The organism is Streptomyces sp. NPDC008125 (genome assembly GCF_042957125.1).
Lineage (GTDB): Bacteria > Actinomycetota > Actinomycetes > Streptomycetales > Streptomycetaceae > Streptomyces.
The window spans coordinates 81140-101176 of sequence record NZ_JBIBHR010000022.1 but is presented as its reverse complement, the minus strand read 5'-3'; the positions used below and the strand labels follow the sequence as shown (position 1 = coordinate 101176).

The following is a 20037-nucleotide window of genomic DNA, read 5'->3' as shown; positions in this document are numbered from 1 at the left end:
ACGGCCCTGCGCCCCCGGTCCCGCGGGGCGTACGGCCGGGCGTCAGCCGTTCTTGACGGGGCTGCCCTGCGCGGAGGCGTTCGCGGCGGCCGGCGCGGCGCCCGCGATCAGCGGCTCGACCTCCCGGACGACCCTGCGCTCCACGAAGAACGCGGCGGTCGGGATGGTGCCGGCGATCAGCACCCAGAGGAGCTTGCCGATCGGCCACTTCGCCTTGGAGCCCAGGTCGAAGGCGAAGAGCAGATAGATGATGTAGAGCACGCCGTGGATCTGGGAGACGACGAGCGTCAGGCCCTCGCCCTTGTCGAATCCGTACTTGAAGACCATGCAGAGGCAGAGGATCAACAACATGACGGCGGTGACGTAGGCCATCACCCGATAGCGGGTCAGCACGCTGCGTTTCATGACATCGAGGTTAGCCGGAGGCCGGGGGCGATCTTGCGGCGGGCACCCCACTCACCGAGCGGACCGCGCGGGCCACGCGCACACGGCCCGGGCACCGCTCAGGCGTCCTCGAAGTCCCGCGCGGCGACCCGCAGCGGCCGGAGCATCGCGAAGATCTCGGCACACTCCTCCGCGTCGTACACGCCCAGCCCGAAGTCCATCGCCATCAGCTCCTCGGTGGCCGCCTCGACCACCTCGCGGCCCTTGGCGGTGATGGAGGCGAGCGTGCCGCGGCCGTCGTTGGGGTTGGGGCGCTTGTCGACCAGGCCCGACTTCACCAGCCGGTCCACGGTGTTGGTGACCGACGTCGGGTGCACCATCAGGCGCTCGCCGATCTTCGACATCGGCAGCTCGCCCTCCTTGGAGAAGGTGAGCAGCACCAGCGCCTCGTACCGGGCGAACGTCAGCCCGTACGGTTTCACCACCGCGTCGACCTCCGCGAGGAGGATCTGTTGCGCCCTCATGACCGAGGTGATCGCCTGCATGGAGGGCACGGGTCCCCAGCGCTGCTGCCAGAGCTCGTCGGCGCGGGCGATGGGGTCGAAGGGAAGGCTGAGCGGCTTCGGCACAGCCCCGACCTTACCCACTGGTCACATCGCGGCGGGCGCCGTCTCGGAGTTCGGTACCGCATACGCGTGCGGGAGGATCCGCCTGCCTGCGAACAGCCGAACGGGGGCGGTCCGCGGGGCGAGTGGTTGACGCTCCGCGGCGGCCGGTGTCGCAGCGCCACGCTCCGTGACCGATATGCCAGGATCGACCGCATCTCTGTACCTCGTGAGGCCGCCGCACGGGCGTGCCCCGCACGTGTGTCCCGCGCTTCGTGCCCGTTTCCGTTGAGCCACCGTCCGAGGGGGCTGGATGTCCGGCCGCAGGATCTTGCCCGTCGTCTCCGCCGCCGTGGCCGCGTCGGCCGCCCTCGCGGTGGGCTGTTCGTCCCCGGGGACGCCGTCCGGGGGCGGCGAGGAACCCACCGCGAGCGCGGTGGACGCCGTCCGGGGCGGACCGGCGCGCGGCACGTCGCCGTACTGGGTGGATCCGGAGAGCGACGCCGCCCGTCAGGTCCGCGCCTGGAAGGAGGCGGGGCGGGCGGCGGACGCGCGACTGCTGGAGCGGATCTCCACCCGCCCGGTGGCCGACTGGCCCGCGGGCGACGATCCGGAACCGGACGTCCGCACCGCCGTCGAGGGTGCCTCGGCCTCCCACCGGAGCGTCCTGTTCGTGGCGTACAACATCCCGCACCGCGACTGCGGCGCCTATTCGGCGGGCGGGGCGTCCGACGCGGACGCGTACCGGGCGTGGACGGAGCGGTTCGCCGGGGCGATCGGCGACGCCCCGGCCACGGTGGTCCTGGAGCCCGACGCCGTCGCGCACGTCGTGGACGGCTGCACCCCGCCGGAGAAGCACGCCGAGCGGCTCGACCTGCTGGCCGGGGCGGTGGACACCTTCAAGGCCCGGCCGGGGACCAAGGTCTACCTGGACGCGGGGAACCCGGACTGGCTCGCCGACCCCGCCAAGCTGGTCGAACCGCTCCACCGGGCGGGCGTCGACCGGGCCGACGGCTTCTCGCTCAACGTCTCCAACTTCCAGACCGACGAGACGGTGAAGGCGTACGGGGCCCGGCTCTCCGCCCTCCTCGGCGGCGCGCACTACGTGATCGACAGCAGCCGCAACGGCCGCGGGCCCCTCTCCGGCGGCCGGTCGGAGGCGTGGTGCAACCCGCCGGGCCGGGCCCTGGGCACTCCCCCGACCACCGAGACCGGGGACGAACGGCTGGACGCGTACCTCTGGATCAAGCGGCCGGGCGACTCCGACGGCCCCTGCCGGGGCGGCCCGGCGGCCGGCACCTGGTGGCCGGGTTACGCCCTCGGCCTGGCCCGCGCCGCCGGGTCCTGACCCGGTCCTGCTCGCGCCCGCGCCTCCCGTACGGCCAGGAGGCCCTGGTCGTACGGGAGGCGCGGGCGCCGGCAGAGCTCTCAGCCGACCTCGACCCACTTCGCCACCGACGAGACGCCGTCGGTGTCCGTGACGAAGAGCATGTACCAGCCCGGTGGTACCAGGGTGCTGTCCCCGGGCACCGTCACGGTGATCCTGCCCTCCTTTTCGCGCATTTCCAGCGCGATCGACCGCTGCTCGACGTCGGTGGTGTGGGTGACGGCGCTCGGCCGCATCAGCCGGGCGGTCGCCGGACGGCCGCCGCCGGTCAGCGCGTACGTGGCGGTGCCACCGCGCTCCACCTTCCCGGGCCCGGCACCGATCACCGGCCGGTCGCCGCCCGCGCGGTGCAGGACCGCCGGGGTGAAGACCTCCATCCGCTGCTCGAAGGTGCCCAGCTTGGTGTTGGCCTTGTCGCCGTAGAGCGAGTCGGATCCGAAGGTCGCCACCCGCCCGTCGGGCAGCAGCAGCGCCTCCGAGTGGTAGTTCCGGCCGATGGTGGGCGCCGCCGCCTCGGTGAACTCGCCGGTCTTCGGGTGGTAGGTCTGCGCCTTGAGGATGTTGCTGTCGCCGCGCCCCCGGTAGTCGCTCGATCCGCCGGTGGTGAAGACGGTGTCGTCCGGCATGATCACGCTGTTGAGGTAGCGGGTGCCCTGCGGCAGGTCGGGGCCAGGCTCGAAGACCGGGCTCTTCGCCTTGAGGTCCACGACCGCGGTGCGGGCGGTCGACACCTCGGACTCCCCCACCCCGCCGCCGCCGAGGATCATCACCTTCTGGTCCTGGACCGGGGGCAGCATCAGCGAGGAGGCGGTCTCCGTCGCGTCGAAGTCCTTCAGCCCGCCGACCGCCTTGAAGGTGTTCTTCCGCAGGTCCCAGAGCCCGGCGGCGCGGCCCTTGTCGGCGGGGCCGTAACCGGCGTTGGCGCCCGGGTAGAAGAGCCTGCCGCCCTGGGTGAGGAAGAGGGCGGGATAGGTCGGGAAGTAGCGGAACGGACCCTTGGACCACCTCTTGGCCCCCTGGTCGTAGATCTCGGTGTCGCCAGAGATGATCTCGCCGACGTCGTCGAGCCCCGAGACGGCGAGCACCCGCCCGTCGCCGAGCCCGACGAGCGTCGGATACCAGCGGGCCTGCTTCATCGGGTCGACCCTGATGTACTTCTCGGCCACCGCGTCGAACTCGTACGCCGACCGGATGCCCTGGAAGTCCTGCTTCCGCGTGGTGATCTTCTCGGCGAGGCCGTAGGAGTTGTCGGCGTCCTTGCCGGTGAGCCCCTCGATCTCGTACTGGGCGGACTCGGCGGTCACCGAGTCGGGGCCCGTCTCCACCGCCTCCACGAAGACCCGCTCCTCGCCCGCGGTGACTCTGCTCCTCCACGGCTTCACCCCGCCGTCCGGCCAGTACGTGACGGCGAAGCCGCGTTTGGCGGCCCGGGGCACGGTCACGTCGAAGAGGGAGCGGTACTCGACGCCCGAGGGAGAGCGGAAGACCGTGCCCTTCTTCAGGACCAGCGCCTTGTCCGGGTTCTCGTTCTTCACCCGCATCCCGCCGCCGGCCCGCCTCACCTCGCCGTCGAGCACCTCGTAGCGGGCCGTGCCGCCGGCCACCAGCAGACGGCCGTCGGGGAGCTGGGCGTGGCCGCCGCAGAAGAAGTCCACCGGGGTGGCGACCTTCTTGAAGGTGTCGGCCACCGGGTCCCACAGGACCGTGTCGAAGGTGCCCGCGTCGAAGTGCCGCTGGTTGTTGCCGGAGCCCGCGATGATCAGCACCTTGCCGGTGTGGAGCAGCGCCGCGTGGATGGCGTTGGTCCGGTACTCCTCGGGGATGTCCACCCGCTGCCAGGAGCCGTACCGCGCCTGGTAGCCGGGCTGGGCGATCTTGTACGCGTGGTAGTGGTCCTGGGCGAACGAGAGCGCCGCGGGGGCGTTGAGCCCCGCGAGCACCACGACGGCCCCGCTGCCGAGGACCGCCTTCCTGATCCGTCCGGTGGGCCGGTGGGCCATGGGTCAGTTCCCTCCTGCGGTGCTGCGCGCCGTCGTCCCGGCGGCGCTGTGGACGGGTCCGGCCGGGGTGGCGGCCGGGACCTCGGTACTGGTCGTGGTGATGAAGGTCGTCCCGTCGGGCAGCGGGTGCGGGGCGTGGCGTCGGACCGGGCGCCGGCCGGTCCGCCCGGGCAGCGCGGGGTGTCGTCGGGTGTACGACCACACCACGACCGGGGAGAGCGCGATGGCCAGCGCCAGCGCGGCCCAGGTGCGCATCGCCGCGTGCGTGTGGTGCAGGGGTACGGACGCGGCGAGCGAGACCAGCAGCAACGCGGCCCAGAAGAGGTGGACGCGGAAGGTGAGGAGCCGGTCGGGGCTGGTGGCGCCTCCCTTGGGCGTGACGACGAAACGCCCGTCGGTCCGCAGCACCGCGGCGCCGAGCGACTTCAGGTAGATCGGTGCGCAGAGGGCGGACATGGCCATGCCGGCGATGCCGCCGGAGCCTTCGGGTTCGTGCGGGGAGACGTTGTGCCGCCGGTTCCAGAGGTAGAGGCCGATCTGGAGGGCCGCCGCGTCGCTGTGGAGCATCAGCCAGAGGGAGGCGGAGACCTCGGTGCCGGAGGCGCCGAGCCAGAGGAAGAGCACGCAGCTGAAGATCCCGAGCAGCCAGTTGACGGCGGTCATCGGGTAGTAGACGAGCATCAGGGTGTAGCTGAGGAGCCGGCCCGGGGGGAGCCGGAACAGCCCCTTGGGGTACTGCCGCAGCAGCGTCTCGTACGTCCCGCGCGACCAGCGCAGCTGCTGGGTGAAGAAGTCGGTCCAGGAGGACGGGCCCTCGCCGACGGCCAGCACGTCGGGGGTGTAGACGGACCGCCAGTGACGTCCGGTGAGGGGGTTGCGGCGGCGGTGGATCTCGAAGCCGGTCGCCATGTCCTCGGTGATCGAGTCGTACAGTCCGCCGGCCTGCCGCAGCGCGGCGACGCGGACGACGTTGTTGGTGCCGACGAACATGGGCGCCCCGTAGCGGTTCCCGGCGCGCTGGATCAGGGCGTGGAAGAGGAACTGCTGCGATTCGGCGGCCTTGGTGACGGCCGCGTCGTAGTTCCCGTAGACCTGCGGGCCGACGACGAAGGCGGTGTCGGGGTCGCGGAACCAGCCCAGCATCCGCTCCAGGAAACCGGGCAGCGGCACGTGGTCGGTGTCGACGGAGGCGAAGAAGTCGTAGGCGTCGCCGTGCCGGTCGAGCCAGGCGTTGTAGTTGCCGTGCTTGGTCTTCGCCCGGTGGGTCCCCTCGGGGCGGTTCCACGCGGGGACGCCGCGCCGGGTGAAGTGGCGGACCCCGAGTTCCGCGCAGAGCGCGCGGGCCGCCGGGTCGTCGCCCTCGTCGAGCAGCCAGACGTCCAGCGGTCCGTCGTGGCGGACGCGTACGGCACCCCGGAGGGTGGCGCGGACCATGGAGAGGGGTTCCTTGCCCGGTACGTACGTGGTGACGAAGGCGACCCGGGTGCCGGGTTCGGGGACGACGGGCACCGGGTCCCTGGCGACCATCGTGGCGTGCGCGACGGAGACGACGTTGACGAGCATGAAGAGTTCGATCAGCGCGATGGAGACGAGCATCGCGGTGTCGGCGGCGACGAGCCACGGCTCGCCGTTCTCGCGCCGGGTCCAGTGCGTCGGCCAGACGAGGTAGAGCAGCAGCGCCCCGGTGAGCACCGGGGCGAGGGTCATCAGGAGGACGGCCCGGGTGCGCCGCTTCTCCGCCGCGAGGAGGCCCCGGTACCGCACGCGGTACTCCGGTCCCCCCGGTTCCGTGAGCGGACCCGCGAGCCGGCTGTGGGAGTCGTAGTCGTAGACCTCCGACCGCACCCTGCCTCCTATGTCGAACCGGTGTGTCTCCCCACATAAATGGATCTTCCGGACCGGGGCGACTCGGCAGGGCCGAGTGAGCGGTCCCGGACCGGGACGCGGGCGTGTCGCGGGGCACCGGGGGCCGGAACGCGAGGAGCCCCCCGCCGTGTTGTGGCGGGGGGCTCCTCGGGGTGACGGAGTGTCACCGGACGCGGACGGGGCGTCAGGTGGCCAAGTACCGTTCCACGGTCTCGACCTTGGAGGTGAGTCCGTCGGTGACGCCGGGTCGGATGTCGGCCTTCAGTACCAGGGAGACGCGTCCGGCGCGGGCCTCGACGGCGGCGACGGCGCGCTTGACGACGTCCATCACCTCGTCCCATTCACCTTCGACCGAGGTGAACATGGCGTCGGTGCGGTTGGGCAGTCCGGACTCGCGGACGACGCGGACGGCGTCGGCGACGTGACTGCCGACGTCCTCGCCGACGCCCAGCGGGGAGACCGAGAAGGCGACGATCACGCGTTCACCGTGCCTTCCCTGCGGGCGCGGGCGGCGATGACGCCGTCCGTCTCGTACCGCTTGAGGAGCTTGTCGCCGTAGAGCCCGCCGAACGGCAGGAGGCAGAGCACGAAGAAGAGGGCGACCCGCTTGACGGGCCACTTCGCCTTGATCCACACGTCCAGCAGGAAGAGGACGTAGATCACGAAGAGGAGGCCGTGCAGGGCACCCAGCGGCATCATCAGGAAGTCGATGTCGGAGACCCGGCTGAGGATCGATCCGAAGATGATCAGGGCCGGGAAGGAGAGCGCCTCGGGAATCGAGATGAGGCGCAGCCGGTGCAGGGCGGTAGCGGTCTTGATGTCCACGAGGGCACCTTCGGTGGGAGGGTCGTCACGGCTTGTGAACGCGAGCACAAGCCGCCCCCATTGTGGCACCGCCCGCCCGGCCCTTCTGCCCCGGGGCGCACGGGGCGGGTGGGACGCGAGGGTAGTCGCGAGCCGCGGCGGCGCTCTGTGATCCTTCCCCGGACACTGGCCCGGGCGGCTCGCGGGCGGCTACCGTCGGTCCGTGGCGATGTTCCGACTCCAAGGCAGCAAGACGCTCGCCGTCGATCTGACGGGTGATGCCGTCAAGGCGAAGAACGGCTCGATGGTCGCGTACGACGGCCGGATGGCGTTCAAGAAACTCTCCGGTGGCGGTGAGGGTCTGCGCGGCATGGTGACCCGCCGGCTGACCGGCGAGCAGATGACGGTGATGGAAGTGCAGGGCCAGGGCACCTGCTACTTCGCCGACCGCGCGAGCGAGATCAACCTCGTCTCGCTGCGGGGCGAGAAGCTCTGGGTGGAGGCGAGCAACCTGCTCTGCGCGGACGCCGCCCTGCGCACCGGCACCAGCTTCACCGGGCTGCGCGGCGGGGCGAGCGGCAACGGCCTGTTCACGACCACCGTGGAGGGCACCGGGCAGGCCGCGATCATGTCGGACGGTTCGGCGGTGGTCCTCCGGGTGACCCCGCAGTACCCGCTCAACGTCGATCCCGGCGCGTACATCGCCCACCAGGGCAGCCTCCAGCAGCACTTCCAGTCCGGGGTGGGCTTCCGCACCTTCATGGGCGAGGGTTCCGGGGAGTCGTTCCAGATCCGCTTCGAGGGCGAGGGACTCGTGTACGTGCAGCCCAGCGAGCGGAACACGATCGGGGGCGACGTCTGATGCCGTTCCGCGAGATCAACTCGAAGATGGTCGAGGCGACGGTCGTCCCCGGCCAGAAGATGTACAGCCAGCGCGGCGCGATGCTCGCCTACCGGGGCGAGGTCTCCTTCACCCCGAACATCCAGGGCGGCCAGGGCGGGCTGATGTCGATGATCGGCCGGCGGGTGGCGAACGAGGCGGCCCCCTTGATGACGGTGGAGGGCAGCGGGACGGTGATGTTCGGCCACGGTGGCCACCACATCGCCGTCATCAACCTCGCGGGCGACACCCTCCACGTCGAGGCCGACCGGCTGCTGGCGTTCGACGGGACGCTCCAGCAGGGCACGATGTTCATGGGCTCGCAGGGCGGTGTCATGGGGATGGTGCGCGGTCAGGTCACCGGACAGGGCCTGTTCACCACGACCCTCAAGGGCCACGGCGCGGTCGCGGTGATGGCCCACGGCGGGGTGATCGAGCTGCCGATCACGCCCGGCCGCGAGGTGCACGTAGACCCGCAGGCGTACGTCGCGCACCACGGGGACGTGCGGAACAAGCTCTCCACGGCGCTCGGCTGGCGCGACATGGTGGGGCGCGGCTCGGGCGAGGCGTTCCAGCTGGAGCTGAGCGGCAGTGGTGCGGTGTACGTCCAGGCGTCGGAGGAGAAGCTGTGAGCACGCCCGTGATCTTCGATCCGACGACCCTGCCGTCGGACGACAACGTCAACGCCTACACCTTCTGCGTGGAGCTGAAGGGCAGTCAGTGGTTCCTCCAGAAGGGGAAGATGATCGCCTACTACGGGCGCATCGACTTCGACGGGGTGGGCAACGGCCGCTTCGACCGGCTGTTGCGGACGAGCTTCCACTCGCCGATGCACGCGAGCGACTGGGTGGTGGCCGAGGGCAGCGGCAAGATGCTCCTCGCGGACCGGGCCTTCGACGTCAACTCCTACGACCTCGACAACGGCAACCTGACGATCCGCTCCGGCAACCTGCTGGCCTTCCAGCCGTCGCTGGCGCTGAAGCAGTCGATCGTGCCGGGGTTCCTCACGCTGATCGGTACGGGGAAGTTCGTGGCGGCCTCGAACGGGCCGGTGGTCTTCATGGAGCCACCGCTTCGGGTGGACCCGCAGGCCCTGGTCGGCTGGGCCGACTGCCCGTCCCCGTGCCACCACTACGACCACGGGTACATGCGGGGCGTGATGGGCGGACTACGGTCGCTGACGGGGATCGGCGGGACGTCCGGCGAGGAGCACCAGTTCGAGTTCGTCGGTGCGGGGACGGTGCTGCTGCAGTCGACCGAGGTACTGATGGCCGAGCAGTCGGTGGGCGCGGTTCCGGTGGAGGCGGGGGTGCCGGGCGGGGGCGGTCCCGGCGTCCACGGCGGGGGTCAACCTGGGTCCGCACCCCGCCTCCCCGGCCAGCTGGGGGATCTCCAGCGTCGGTTCGGCCTGTGAGCGGTACTCTGCGGAGCGTGATTCCCAGGGGTACGCCCCGGGCCCGGCCCCTTCGCGTGCCCGGAGCGCCGCGCGTGCCGCGCGCGGCCCGGTGACCGACGGCGGATGCCGAGGTGAGCGCCGGGCGGGTGCCGGGGGTCACAGCCCCCACTTCGTCCGGCTTTCAACTTCTTAGGTAGAATCCATATATGGAGACCGAGACGGCCACCCGCTGGCTGAGCGATGCGGAGCAGTGCGCCTGGCGCACCCACCTGGACGTCAGCAGACTGCTGACGCACCAGCTGGAGAGAGACCTCCAGCCGTTCGGCCTGACCATGAACGACTACGAGATCCTCGTCAACCTCTCCGAGGCCGAGGAGCAGCGCCTGCGGATGAGCGACCTCGCCTCGCTCACCCTCCAGTCCAAGAGCCGGCTCTCGCACCAGATCACCCGCATGGAGAACGCCGGGCTGGTCAAGCGCGAGAACTGCGAGTCGGACCGGCGCGGGCTCTTCGCGGTCCTCACCGACCTCGGCGGGGAGACGATGCGGAAGGTGGCGCCGTACCACGTCGCCTCCGTCCGCAAGCACTTCATGGACCTGCTGTCCCCCGAGGCGCTGGCCGAACTGCACGCGGCCCTCGCCCCGATCGCGGAGCACCTGCGCGGCCGGCGCGGCAGGCCGTAAACGCCGACCGTGCGGGTGCGTACCGGGGCGGCCCGCACGCCGGCCCCGGTCCCTCCCGCCGCGGCACGCCCCTCAGGGCGCTGCCGAGGTGACCCCCGCGACCAGTTCGTCGGCCGCGCCGTACGGGTCGAGCCGGCCCGCCACGATGCGCTCGGCCAGCGCTTCGAGCCGGCGGTCGCCGTGCAGGTCGGCGATCCGCTCGCGCAGGGCCGTCACCGCGATCGTCTCCACCTCCCGGGCCGCCCGCGCGGTGCGCCGGGCCGCCAGCACCCCGTGCTCCTCCATCCACGCCCGGTGCTTCTCCAGCGCCTCGACGAGCTCGTCGACGCCCTGCCCCCGGGCTGCCACGGTCTTCACGATCGGGGGCCGCCAGTCGTCGGGCCCCCGGGATTCCCCGAGTCCGAGCATGTGGTTCAGCTCCCGGGCGGTGGCGTCCGCGCCGTCCCGGTCCGCCTTGTTGACCACGTACACGTCGCCGATCTCCAGGATTCCGGCCTTCGCCGCCTGGATGCCGTCGCCCATGCCCGGTGCGAGCATCACCACCGAGGTGTCGGCCTGCGAGGCGATCTCCACCTCGGACTGGCCCACCCCTACCGTCTCCACCAGCACCACGTCGCACCCGGCCGCGTCCAGCACCCGGACGGCCTGCGGCGCCGAGCGGGCGAGGCCGCCCAGGTGACCCCGGGTCGCCATGGACCGGATGTAGACGCCGGGGTCGGAGGCGTGGTCCGACATCCGCACCCGGTCACCGAGCAGCGCCCCGCCGGAGAACGGCGACGACGGGTCGACCGCGAGCACACCGACCCGCTTCCCGGCCTTGCGGTACGCGGCGACCAGCGCCGAGGTCGAGGTGGACTTGCCGACCCCCGGCGAACCGGTCAGCCCGACGACGTACGCGTGCCCCGCCAGCGGGGCGAGTGCCGCCATCACCTCGCGCAGCTGCGGCGAGGCCCCCTCCACCAGCGAGATGAGCCGGGCGACGGCGCGGGGCCTGCCCTGCCGTGCCTGTTCGACCAGGGTGGGGACGTCCACCATCACCGCTCCGCTCCGTTCCGTTCCTTCTCACCGCGCGTACCGTGCCGCCTCGGGCAACCCGTGCCGGGGCGCCTTTCGGAACACGCCCTACTTGCCCGGGACACGGATGATCAGCGCGTCGCCCTGACCACCGCCGCCGCAGAGCGCCGCCGCACCGGTACCGCCGCCCCGCCGCTTCAGCTCCAGCGCCAGGTGCAGCACCACGCGGGCGCCGGACATCCCGATGGGGTGACCGAGCGCGATGGCCCCGCCATTGACGTTGACCTTCTCCGAGGTAATGCCGAGGTCCTTCATGGACTGCACGGCGACCGCCGCGAACGCCTCGTTGATCTCCACCAGGTCCAGGTCGTCGACGGTGAGCCCGTCCTTCTTCAGGGCGTGCCGGATGGCGTTGGACGGCTGGGACTGGAGCGAGTTGTCCGGGCCGGCCACATTGCCGTGGGCGCCGATCTCGGCGAGCCAGTCGAGCCCCAGCTCCTGGGCCTTCGCCTTGCTCATCACCACGACCGCTGCGGCGCCGTCCGAGATCTGCGAGGAGGAACCGGCGGTGATCGTGCCGTCCTTGGTGAACGCGGGGCGGAGCTTGCCGAGCGACTCGGCGGTCGTCTCGGGCCGGATGCCCTCGTCCTCGGAGAAGAGCACCGGGTCACCCTTGCGCTGCGGGATCTCGACCGGGGTGATCTCGGCCTCGAAGAGACCGTTCTTCCGGGCGGCGGCGGCCCGCTGGTGGGAGAGGGCGGCGACCGCGTCCTGCGCGGCGCGCTCCAGGCCCAGACGGGTGTTGTGCTTCTCGGTCGACTCCCCCATCGCGATGTTCTCGAAGGCGTCGGTCAGACCGTCGTACGCCATCGCGTCGAGCATCTCGATCGCGCCGTACTTGTACCCCTCGCGGGACTTCGGCAGCAGGTGCGGGGCGTTGGTCATCGACTCCTGGCCGCCGGCCACCACCACGTCGAACTCGCCGGCGCGGATCAGCTGGTCCGCCAGCGCGATGGCGTCGAGCCCGGAAAGGCACACCTTGTTGACGGTGAGCGCGGGGACGTTCATCGGGATGCCCGCCTTGACGGCCGCCTGCCGGGCCGGGATCTGGCCCGCGCCGGCCTGGAGCACCTGGCCCATGATCACGTACTCGACCTGGTCGCCGCCGATACCGGCCCGGTCCAGCGCCGCCTTGATGGCGAAGCCGCCGAGGTCCGCGCCGGAGAAGCTCTTCAGGGAGCCGAGCAGCCGGCCCATGGGCGTACGGGCGCCCGCGACGATCACTGAGGTGGTGGTACCTGTCGTTCCTGACATGGGCACGGCCCCTAAGAGGTGAGGGTGTTGTTTACGAGGGTTAACCCGAATGTACTGAGCACCCCACGCCCCGTCATCCGGCAGCGTGTGTGATCGCGCGCACCTTGCCAATCCTCCGCCCGGACGTTGCACTGGTCCCATGCTGACGCGAATCGACCACATCGGGATCGCCTGCTTCGACCTCGACAGGACCGTGGAGTTCTACCGCTCCACCTACGGCTTCGAGGTCCACCACTCCGAGGTCAACGAAGAGCAGGGCGTACGCGAGGCCATGCTGAGGATCAACGGCACCTCCGACGGCGGGGCCTCCTACCTCCAGCTGCTGGAGCCGACCCGGCCCGACTCGGCCGTCGGCAAGTGGCTGGAGAAGAACGGCGAGGGCGTCCACCACATCGCCTTCGGCACCGCGGACGTCGACCAGGACTCCTCGGACATCCGCGAGAAGGGGGTGCGGGTCCTCTACGACGAGCCCCGCACCGGCTCCATGGGCTCCCGGATCACCTTCCTCCACCCGAAGGACTGTCACGGGGTGCTCACCGAACTGGTCACGTCCCGCACGGAGCACTGACCGCCGGATACCCGGCCCGGTAGAGTGGGCCGTTCCGGGCCGGGGCCGGGTCGGGGCCGTCATCACGTCCCTGTCGTTTGTCTGTCACCATTCCCCGGGGGACCGCTCGCCGGCGGGCGGTCCTGTATGGAGAGTTGCGACCAGGGGACGGATGGGACCGCGCAGTGCGGGGCTACGAACGCCAGGAGAGCCACCGAGCTGAAGACGACCACCTCTCGCGGTTCGAAGCCGAGATGGACCGGCTGAAGACCGACCGGGAGAAGGCCGTCCAGCACGCCGAGGACCTCGGTTACCAGGTCGAGGTCTTGCGCGCCAAGCTGCACGAGGCGCGGCGCAGTCTCGCGACGCGTCCCGCCTACGGCGGCGCGGACCTCGGATACCAGGCCGAGCAGGTGCTCCGCGACGCCCAGGCCCAGGCCGAGCAGCTGCGCGCCGACGCCGAGCGCGAGCTCCGCGACGCGCGGGCCCAGACCCAGCGCATCCTCCAGGAGCACGCGGAGCACCAGGCCCGGCTCCAGGCCGAACTCCACAACGAGGCGGTCCAGCGCCGCCAGCGCCTCGACCAGGAGCTGGCCGAGCGCCGGCAGACCGTCGAGGCCCACGTCAACGAGAACGTCGCCTGGGCCGAGCAGTTGCGCGCCCGTACGGAGTCCCAGGCCCGCCGGCTCATGGAGGAGTCGCGCGCCGAGGCCGAGCAGTCCGTGAACGCCGCCCGCAGCGAGGCCGCCCGGGTCGCCGAGGAGACCCGCCAGCGGCTCGTCGCCGAGGCCGAGACCTCCCGCGCCGAGGCCGAGGCGATCCTGCTGCGCGCCCGCCGGGACGCCGAGCGGATGCTGAGCACCGCCGCCGGCCAGGCGCAGGAGGCCACCCAGCACGCCGAGAACCTGCGGTCCACCACTACCGCCGAGGCCGACCGGGCCCGTCGGCAGGCCACCGAACTCCAGCGCGCCGCCGAGCAGCACGCCCAGGAGACCGAGACCCGGCTGCGCGAGGCGCGGCTGGAGGCGGAGAAGCTGCTCTCGGAGGCCAAGGACTCCGCGTCGAAGACGCTGGCCGGCGCCGAGTCGCAGAACGAACAGCGCACCCGCACCGCCAAGTCGGAGATCGCCCGCCTCGTCGGCGAGGCCACCAAGAACGCCGAGACGCTGAAGGAAGAGGCCGAGCAGGCCCTCGTCGACGCCCGCGCCGAGGCCGAGCGGCTCCTCGCGGAAGCGGCCGAGAAGGCACGCACGGCGGCGGCCGAGGACACCGCCGCCCAGCTCGCCAAGGCCGCCCGCAGCGCCGAGGAGGTGCTGACCAAGGCGTCCGAGGACGCGTCGTCCACCACCCGCGCCGCGGCCGAGGAGGCCGAGCGCATCCGCCGCGAGGCGGAGGCGGAGGCGGACCGGCTGCGCGGCGAGGCCGCCGAGCAGGCCGACCAGCTCAAGGGCGCCGCCGAGGAGGGCACCAAGGAGTACCGGGCCAAGACGGTCGAGCTCCAGGAGGAGGCCCGGCGGCTGCGCGGCGAGGCCGAGCAGCTGCGCTCCGAGGCGGTCGCCGAGGGCGAGCGCATCCGGGGCGAGGCCCGCCGGGAGGCAGTCCAGCAGATCGAGGAGGGTGCCCGCACCGCCGAGGAGCTGCTGACCAAGGCGAGGACGGACGCCGAGGAGCAGCGCGCCTCCGCCTCCGCCGAGAGCGAGCGGGTCCGTACCGAGGCCGGCGAGCGCGCGACGGCCCTGCGCAAGCAGGCCGAGGAGTCGCTGGAGAGCGCACGCGCCGAGGCCGAGAGCGTGCGGAACGAGGCCGAGGAGCAGGCGGAGTCCACGAAGACGGCGGCCGAGGAGGCCGCCGCCGGGCTCCGCGCCGAGACCGAGCGCCAGGTCGCGGCACGCGCCGAGGAAGCGGCGGCAGAGCTGGACCGGCTGCGCGCCGACGCCGAGACCCGCGTCGCCAACGCCGAGGAGGTCCTCGGCACGGCCCGTACGGAGGCGGAGCGGATCCGTCGCGAGACGGCCGAGGAGTCCGAGCGGCTGCGCGGCGAGGCCGCCGAGCGGCTGCGCACCCTCCAGGAACAGGCCGAGTCGGAGGCCCAGCGGCTGCGCGACGAGGCCGCGGCCGACGCGGCGCAGTCGCGTGCGGAGGGCGAGACCGTCGCCGTACGGCTGCGCAGCGAGGCGGCCACCGAGGCGGAGCGCCTCAAGTCCGAGGCGCAGGAGACGGCCGACCGGGTGCGGGCCGAGGCGGCTGCCGCCGCCGAGCGCGTCGCGGCCGAGGCGGCGGAAGCGCTGGAGGCGGCCCAGGAGGAGGCCGGCCGGCGCCGCCGCACGGCCGAGGAGACCCTGGAGGCCGCGCGGTCCGAGGCCGGGCAGGAGCGCGAGCGGGCCCGGGAGCAGAGCGAGGAGCTCCTCGCGTCCGCCCGTACGCGGGTCGAGGAGGCGCAGACCGAGGCGCAGCGGCTCGTCGGGGAGGCGGAGAGCCGGTCGGCGGAGATGGTCGCCGTCGCCGAGCAGACCGCCCAGCAGGTGCGTGACGCGGTCGCCGGGCTGCACGAGCAGGCCGAGACGGAGATCGCCGCACAGCGCACGGCCGCCGAGCAGGAGGCCACGCGCACACGGACCGAGGCGAGCGAGGAGGCGGACCGGCTGCGCGCCGACGCCGCCGCCGAGCGGGAGCGGGCCGGCGAGGACGCCAACCGCATCCGCCGGGTCGCGTCCGAGGAGTCGGACGCGGCGAAGGCGCTCGCCGAACGGACCGTCACCGACGCCATCGCGGAGGCCGAGCGGCTGCGCGCGGAGGCCGCGGAGTACAGCCAGCGGGTGCGTACCGAGGCGTCCGACGCCCTCGCCGCCGCCGAGCGCGACGCCGCGCGGTCGCGGGCGGAGGCCCGCGAGGACGCCAACCGCATGCGGTCGGACGCGGCCACGCAGGCCGACCGGCTGGTCGCGGAGGCGACGTCCGAGGGCGAGCGCATCCGCCAGGAGGCGACCGACTCGTCGAACCAGCTCGTCGGCGAGGCCACGAAGGAGGCCGAGCGGCGGCGCACGGAGGCGGCGAAGACCCTCGCCTCGGCGCAGGAGCACGCGGACCGCACCCGCGAGGAGGCCGCGAAGGTGCGGACCGCCGCGGAGGAGGCGTCCGAGAAGCTGCGGAACGAGGCCCGCGAGGAGTCCGAGCGTGTGCTGGACGAGGCGCGCCAGGCCGCGGCCAAGCGCCGGGCCGACGCGGCCGAGCAGGCCGATCAGCTGATCAACAAGGCGCGCGAGGAGGCACTGCGGACGGCCACCGAGTCGGAGGCGCAGGCCGACACCATGGTCGACGCCGCCCGCAAGGAGGCCGTCCGGATCACCTCGGAGGCCACCGTGGAGGGCAACACCCTGGTGGAGCGGGCGCGTACGGACGCCGACGAGCTGCTGGTCGGCGCGCGGCGCGACGCCACCGCCACCCGGGAGCGGGCGGAGGAGCACCGCACCCGGACGGAGGCCGAGGTCGAGGAGCTGCACGAGCGGGCCCGCCGGGAGACCTCCGAGCAGATGAAGACGGCCGGCGAGCGGGTCGACCATCTGATGAAGGCGGCGACCGAGCAGCGCGACGAGGCCGAGAAGAAGGCCAAGGAGCTGCTGTCGGACGCGAATTCGGAGGCCGGAAAGGTCCGTATCGCGGCGGTCAAGCGCGCGGAGTCCCTGCTCAAGGAGGCGGAGGCCAAGAAGGCCGAGCTCATCCGCGAGGCCGAGAAGCTGCGGGCCGACGCGGAGGCCGAGGCGAAGCGTACGGTGGAGGAGGGACAGCGCGAACTCGACGTCCTCGTGCGCAGGCGCGCGGACATCAATACGGAGATCTCCCGTGTCCAGGACGTACTGGAGGCGTTGGAGTCTTTCGAGGTTCCGACGGGGGGCGGAAAGACCTCCGGCGGAGGCACCCTCGGGGCCGGCCTCAAGGCCGCCGCGGGCGCGGGCGCCCGGGCGGGCGGCAAGCAGACGGAGAGCTGAGGGGCGTCCCCCGGCGGCGCACGCAGGGGGTGACGGGGCGGTCGCGGGAGGAGGGAGTCGGGCCGGGCGCTCTCGCCCGGGCAGTGATTCCGCCGTACCGGGAAGCGATCACCGCTCCACGGACCGGCCACCCGAAAGAGGTGTCATTCTCCAGATCAAACTGGTATCTCCACGCTGACACGCCGCTTTGGCCCCTAGGATTCCCTCTATCACCTCACCGGTCTCATTCGACAGGAAACCCATGAGCGACCCCTCTTCCCCCTTCGGCTTCGAGCTCGTGCGACGTGGTTACGACCGCGGTCAGGTGGACGACCGCATCACCAAGCTCGTCGCCGACCGTGACAGTGCGCTGGCGCGCATCACCTCCCTGGAGAAGCGCATCGAGGAGCTCCACCTCGAGACGCAGAACGCCCAGGCCCAGGTGAGCGACGCCGAGCCCTCGTACGCCGGCCTCGGTGCCCGCGTCGAGAAGATCCTCCGCCTCGCCGAGGAGGAGGCCAAGGACCTGCGTGAAGAGGCCCGCCGCGCGGCCGAGCAGCACCGCGAGCTGGCCGAGTCGGCCGCCCAGCAGGTGCGCAACGACGCGGAGAACTTCGCCGCCGAGCGGAAGGCGAAGGCGGAGGACGACGGGGTCCGCATCGTCGACAAGGCCAAGGGCGAGGCGACCACGCTGCGCACCGAGGCACAGAAGGACGCGCAGCAGAAGCGCGAGGAGGCGGACGCTCTCTTCGAGGAGACCCGCGCCAAGGCCGCCCAGGCCGCCGCGGACTTCGAGACCAACCTGGCGAAGCGCCGCGACCAGTCGGAGCGCGACCTCGCGTCCCGTCAGGCCAAGGCCGAGAAGCGTCTGGCGGAGATCGAGCACCGCGCGGAGCAGCTCCGCCTGGAGGCCGAGAAGCTCCGTACGGACGCCGAGCGCCGGGCCCGTCAGACGGTGGAGACCGCGCAGCGCCAGTCCGAGGACATCGTGGCCGACGCGAACGCCAAGGCCGACCGCATCCGCAGCGAGTCGGAGCGCGAGCTGGCGGCGCTCACCAACCGCCGCGACTCGATCAACGCCCAGCTGACCAACGTCCGCGAGATGCTGGCGACGCTGACCGGCGCGGCCGTGGCCGCCGCCTCGTCCCCGGTGGACGACGAGCCCGCCACTCGTGGTGTCCCGGCCCAGCAGACCCGCTGACGTCCTCTCACGCCTCCGGCCCACCTCCGTGCGCCCGGTTCCGCCTTGTGGTGGCGCCGGGCGCGCGGCCGTTCTAGCGTGAGCCGCATGATCGAGCTCGAAGGACTGACCAAGCGCTACGGCCAGAAGGTCGCCGTCGACGCCTTGTCCTGCCGGATCAGACCGGGGATGGTCACCGGGTTCCTCGGCCCGAACGGTGCGGGCAAGTCCACCACGATGCGGATGATGCTCGATCTGGACAACCCGACCTCCGGTTCGGTGCGCATCGACGGCAAGCGGTACCGGGAGCTGGACGAGCCGCTGAAGTACATCGGGGCGCTGCTCGACGCGAAGTCGATGCACGGGGGCCGGAGCGCGTACAACAACCTGCTCTGTCTGGCCCAGAGCAACCGCATCCCCTCGTCGCGGGTGGCGGAGGTGCTGGACACGGTCGGGCTGAGCGCGGTGGCGAAGAAGAAGTCGAAGGGCTTCTCCCTCGGCATGGGCCAGCGGCTCGGGATCGCCTCGGCACTGCTGGGCGATCCGCAGATCCTGATGTTCGACGAGCCGGTGAACGGTCTCGACCCCGAGGGCATCCACTGGATCCGGAACCTGATGCGCTCGCTCGCCGCCGAGGGCCGGACGATCTTCGTCTCCTCGCACCTGATGAGCGAGATGGCGCTGACGGCTGACCATCTGATCGTGATCGGCCAGGGGCGGTTGCTCGCCGACACGTCGATGGCGGACTTCATTCACCAGAACTCACGGAGTTTCGTCCGCCTGCGCTCCCCGGATCAGGAACGGCTGCGCGACGCGCTCGCCGCCGGGGGCTTCACGCCCGTGGAGGCGGGGAACGGCACCCTGGAGGTCGACGGCGCGACCAGCGAGCAGCTCGGTGAGCTGGCCGCCCGCCACCAGCTCGTCCTCCACGAACTGAGCCCGCAAAGGGCGTCGCTGGAGGAGGCGTTCATGCAGATGACGGCGGGCTCGGTGGAGTACCACGCGCACGGCGACGCCGACCGCGCGCTCGGCGGGGGCACGGTTCCCGCAGCGGCGGCCGGCGGGCCCGGGCAGGCCGCCGGGGGCTGGGGCGCCGGCTGGAACGATCCCGCCGGCGGCGCCGGTACCCGCACCGACGGCAAGGGGGTGTGACCGATGGCATCGGTTCCCGCGGTCCTGACCTCCGAGTGGACGAAGATCCGTACGGTCTCCTCCACCACCTGGACGCTCATCTCGGCGTTCGTCGTCACGGTGGCCATGGGGGCCGCCCTGAGCGCGCTGTTCAAGTCGCGGTTCGACGACCTCGACCCCGCCGAGCGCGCCACCTTCGACCCGACCTTCGTCAGCTTCTCCGGAATGATCCTCGGTCAGCTCGCGATGGTCGTCTTCGGCGTGCTGGTGGTCGGTACGGAGTACAGCTCGGGGATGATCCGCACCTCGCTGGCGGCCGTGCCCCGGCGCGGCACGCTCCTCTTCAGCAAGATCGCCGTGGCCGGGGTGCTGGCCCTGGTCGTCGGGCTGATCACCAGCTTCGTCACCTTCCTCCTCGGGCAGGCGCTCCTCGGCGACCACGGCACCGGCCTAGGCGCGGACAACGTGCTGCGCGCGGTGGTCGGCGGCGGCCTCTACATGGGCCTCATCGCTGTCTTCTCGATGGGCGTGGCCGCGATGCTGCGGAGCTCGATGCTCTCGCTGGGCATCCTGATGCCGTTCTTCTTCCTCGTCTCGCAGATCCTCTCCTCGGTCCCGGGCGCCAAGTCGGTGGCCCGTTACTTCCCGGACCAGGCGGGCTCCAAGATCATGCAGGTGGTGCCGGACGCGATGGGCGGCGACAAGGCGCCGTACGGGCCCTGGGCCGGGCTCGGCATCATGGCGATCTGGGTGGTCGCGGCGCTGGTGGGCGGCTACCTCGTGCTCCGGGAGCGGGACGCGTAGGGCGTCGTGTCCGCACCGGTCCCGAGGCGGCGTGCATCGACGGCGCCTTCGCCGGAACCGTCCGGGCCTGGTTATCC

18 protein-coding genes are annotated in these 20037 nt (G+C 72.0%); 10 read left to right on the top strand and 8 right to left on the bottom strand.

What is annotated here, in order from left to right; genetic code table 11:
- Positions 1 to 42: 42 nt before the first annotated feature.
- Together ACFZAX_RS30175 and ACFZAX_RS30170 are read right to left on the bottom strand one after the other, a co-directional pair.
- Positions 43 to 405 carry a DUF3817 domain-containing protein gene (locus ACFZAX_RS30175; RefSeq protein WP_390965474.1) on the bottom strand — a complete coding sequence of 121 codons (363 nt, stop codon included), beginning with the start codon at positions 403 to 405 and terminating at the stop codon, positions 43 to 45.
- 98 nt (positions 406 to 503) lie between these two features.
- Positions 504 to 1013, bottom strand: a complete 510-nt coding sequence (locus ACFZAX_RS30170) for a MarR family transcriptional regulator (RefSeq protein WP_390965473.1) — start codon at positions 1011 to 1013, stop codon at positions 504 to 506.
- Between the two features lie 289 nt (positions 1014 to 1302).
- Between ACFZAX_RS30170 and ACFZAX_RS30165 the strand changes: the two genes are divergently transcribed.
- Positions 1303 to 2337 carry a glycoside hydrolase family 6 protein gene (locus ACFZAX_RS30165; RefSeq protein ID WP_390965472.1) on the top strand — a complete coding sequence of 345 codons (1035 nt, stop codon included), beginning with the start codon at positions 1303 to 1305 and terminating at the stop codon, positions 2335 to 2337.
- Between the two features lie 80 nt (positions 2338 to 2417).
- Here the strand turns inward: ACFZAX_RS30165 and ACFZAX_RS30160 are convergent, their stop codons facing one another.
- From ACFZAX_RS30160 to ACFZAX_RS30145, 4 genes are all read right to left on the bottom strand, one after another.
- Positions 2418 to 4376, bottom strand: a complete 1959-nt coding sequence (locus ACFZAX_RS30160) for a galactose oxidase-like domain-containing protein (protein WP_390965471.1) — start codon at positions 4374 to 4376, stop codon at positions 2418 to 2420.
- A gap of 3 nt (positions 4377 to 4379) precedes the next feature.
- Positions 4380 to 6221 (bottom strand): glycosyltransferase family 2 protein, encoded by a 1842-nt coding sequence (locus ACFZAX_RS30155; protein ID WP_390965470.1) that lies wholly within the window; start codon positions 6219 to 6221, stop codon positions 4380 to 4382.
- A 205-nt stretch (positions 6222 to 6426) separates the two neighbouring features.
- On the bottom strand, positions 6427 to 6720 hold the full coding sequence (locus ACFZAX_RS30150) for an MTH1187 family thiamine-binding protein (RefSeq protein ID WP_390965469.1): 294 nt from the start codon (positions 6718 to 6720) through the stop codon (positions 6427 to 6429).
- Positions 6717 to 7067 (bottom strand): DUF3817 domain-containing protein, encoded by a 351-nt coding sequence (locus ACFZAX_RS30145; protein WP_390965468.1) that lies wholly within the window; start codon positions 7065 to 7067, stop codon positions 6717 to 6719. The genes ACFZAX_RS30150 and ACFZAX_RS30145 overlap by 4 nt, the downstream gene beginning before the upstream one ends.
- A gap of 208 nt (positions 7068 to 7275) precedes the next feature.
- Between ACFZAX_RS30145 and ACFZAX_RS30140 the strand changes: the two genes are divergently transcribed.
- The 4 genes from ACFZAX_RS30140 to ACFZAX_RS30125 all read left to right on the top strand — a co-directional run bounded on the left by ACFZAX_RS30140 (position 7276) and on the right by ACFZAX_RS30125 (position 10005).
- Complete coding sequence (locus ACFZAX_RS30140; RefSeq protein ID WP_390965500.1) at positions 7276 to 7908, top strand: AIM24 family protein; 633 nt, start codon at positions 7276 to 7278, stop codon at positions 7906 to 7908.
- Positions 7908 to 8558 (top strand): AIM24 family protein, encoded by a 651-nt coding sequence (locus ACFZAX_RS30135; RefSeq protein WP_390965467.1) that lies wholly within the window; start codon positions 7908 to 7910, stop codon positions 8556 to 8558. The genes ACFZAX_RS30140 and ACFZAX_RS30135 overlap by 1 nt, the downstream gene beginning before the upstream one ends.
- Positions 8555 to 9340, top strand: a complete 786-nt coding sequence (locus ACFZAX_RS30130) for an AIM24 family protein (RefSeq protein WP_390965466.1) — start codon at positions 8555 to 8557, stop codon at positions 9338 to 9340. Before ACFZAX_RS30135 ends, ACFZAX_RS30130 begins: the two co-directional genes overlap by 4 nt.
- A 188-nt stretch (positions 9341 to 9528) precedes the next feature.
- Positions 9529 to 10005, top strand: a complete 477-nt coding sequence (locus ACFZAX_RS30125; RefSeq protein ID WP_390965464.1) for a MarR family transcriptional regulator — start codon at positions 9529 to 9531, stop codon at positions 10003 to 10005.
- A gap of 72 nt (positions 10006 to 10077) precedes the next feature.
- On the opposite strand, the gene meaB is transcribed toward ACFZAX_RS30125, so the two are convergent.
- Entirely contained in the window at positions 10078 to 11040 is a 963-nt protein-coding gene (meaB, locus tag ACFZAX_RS30120) for a methylmalonyl Co-A mutase-associated GTPase MeaB (RefSeq protein WP_390965463.1), read from the bottom strand.
- An 87-nt stretch (positions 11041 to 11127) separates the two neighbouring features.
- Positions 11128 to 12333, bottom strand: coding sequence for an acetyl-CoA C-acyltransferase (locus tag ACFZAX_RS30115; protein ID WP_390965462.1), 1206 nt, complete (start codon positions 12331 to 12333; stop codon positions 11128 to 11130).
- A gap of 139 nt (positions 12334 to 12472) precedes the next feature.
- Between ACFZAX_RS30115 and mce the strand changes: the two genes are divergently transcribed.
- The 5 genes from mce to ACFZAX_RS30090 all read left to right on the top strand — a co-directional run bounded on the left by mce (position 12473) and on the right by ACFZAX_RS30090 (position 19960).
- The gene (gene mce, locus ACFZAX_RS30110; protein WP_390965461.1) at positions 12473 to 12901 is read left to right on the top strand and encodes a methylmalonyl-CoA epimerase; all 429 of its coding nucleotides are present in this window, start codon (positions 12473 to 12475) and stop codon (positions 12899 to 12901) included.
- Positions 12902 to 13065: 164 nt separating this feature from the next.
- Complete coding sequence (gene scy / locus ACFZAX_RS30105; protein WP_390965460.1) at positions 13066 to 16866, top strand: polarized growth protein Scy; 3801 nt, start codon at positions 13066 to 13068, stop codon at positions 16864 to 16866.
- A 241-nt stretch (positions 16867 to 17107) separates the two neighbouring features.
- A complete protein-coding gene (locus ACFZAX_RS30100; RefSeq protein ID WP_266709183.1) occupies positions 17108 to 18046 on the top strand; it encodes a cellulose-binding protein in 939 nt (312 codons plus the stop codon).
- An 87-nt stretch (positions 18047 to 18133) separates the two neighbouring features.
- Positions 18134 to 19177, top strand: coding sequence for an ATP-binding cassette domain-containing protein (locus tag ACFZAX_RS30095; RefSeq protein WP_390965459.1), 1044 nt, complete (start codon positions 18134 to 18136; stop codon positions 19175 to 19177).
- Positions 19178 to 19180: 3 nt separating this feature from the next.
- Positions 19181 to 19960 carry an ABC transporter permease gene (locus ACFZAX_RS30090; protein ID WP_390965458.1) on the top strand — a complete coding sequence of 260 codons (780 nt, stop codon included), beginning with the start codon at positions 19181 to 19183 and terminating at the stop codon, positions 19958 to 19960.
- Positions 19961 to 20037: the final 77 nt, after the last annotated feature.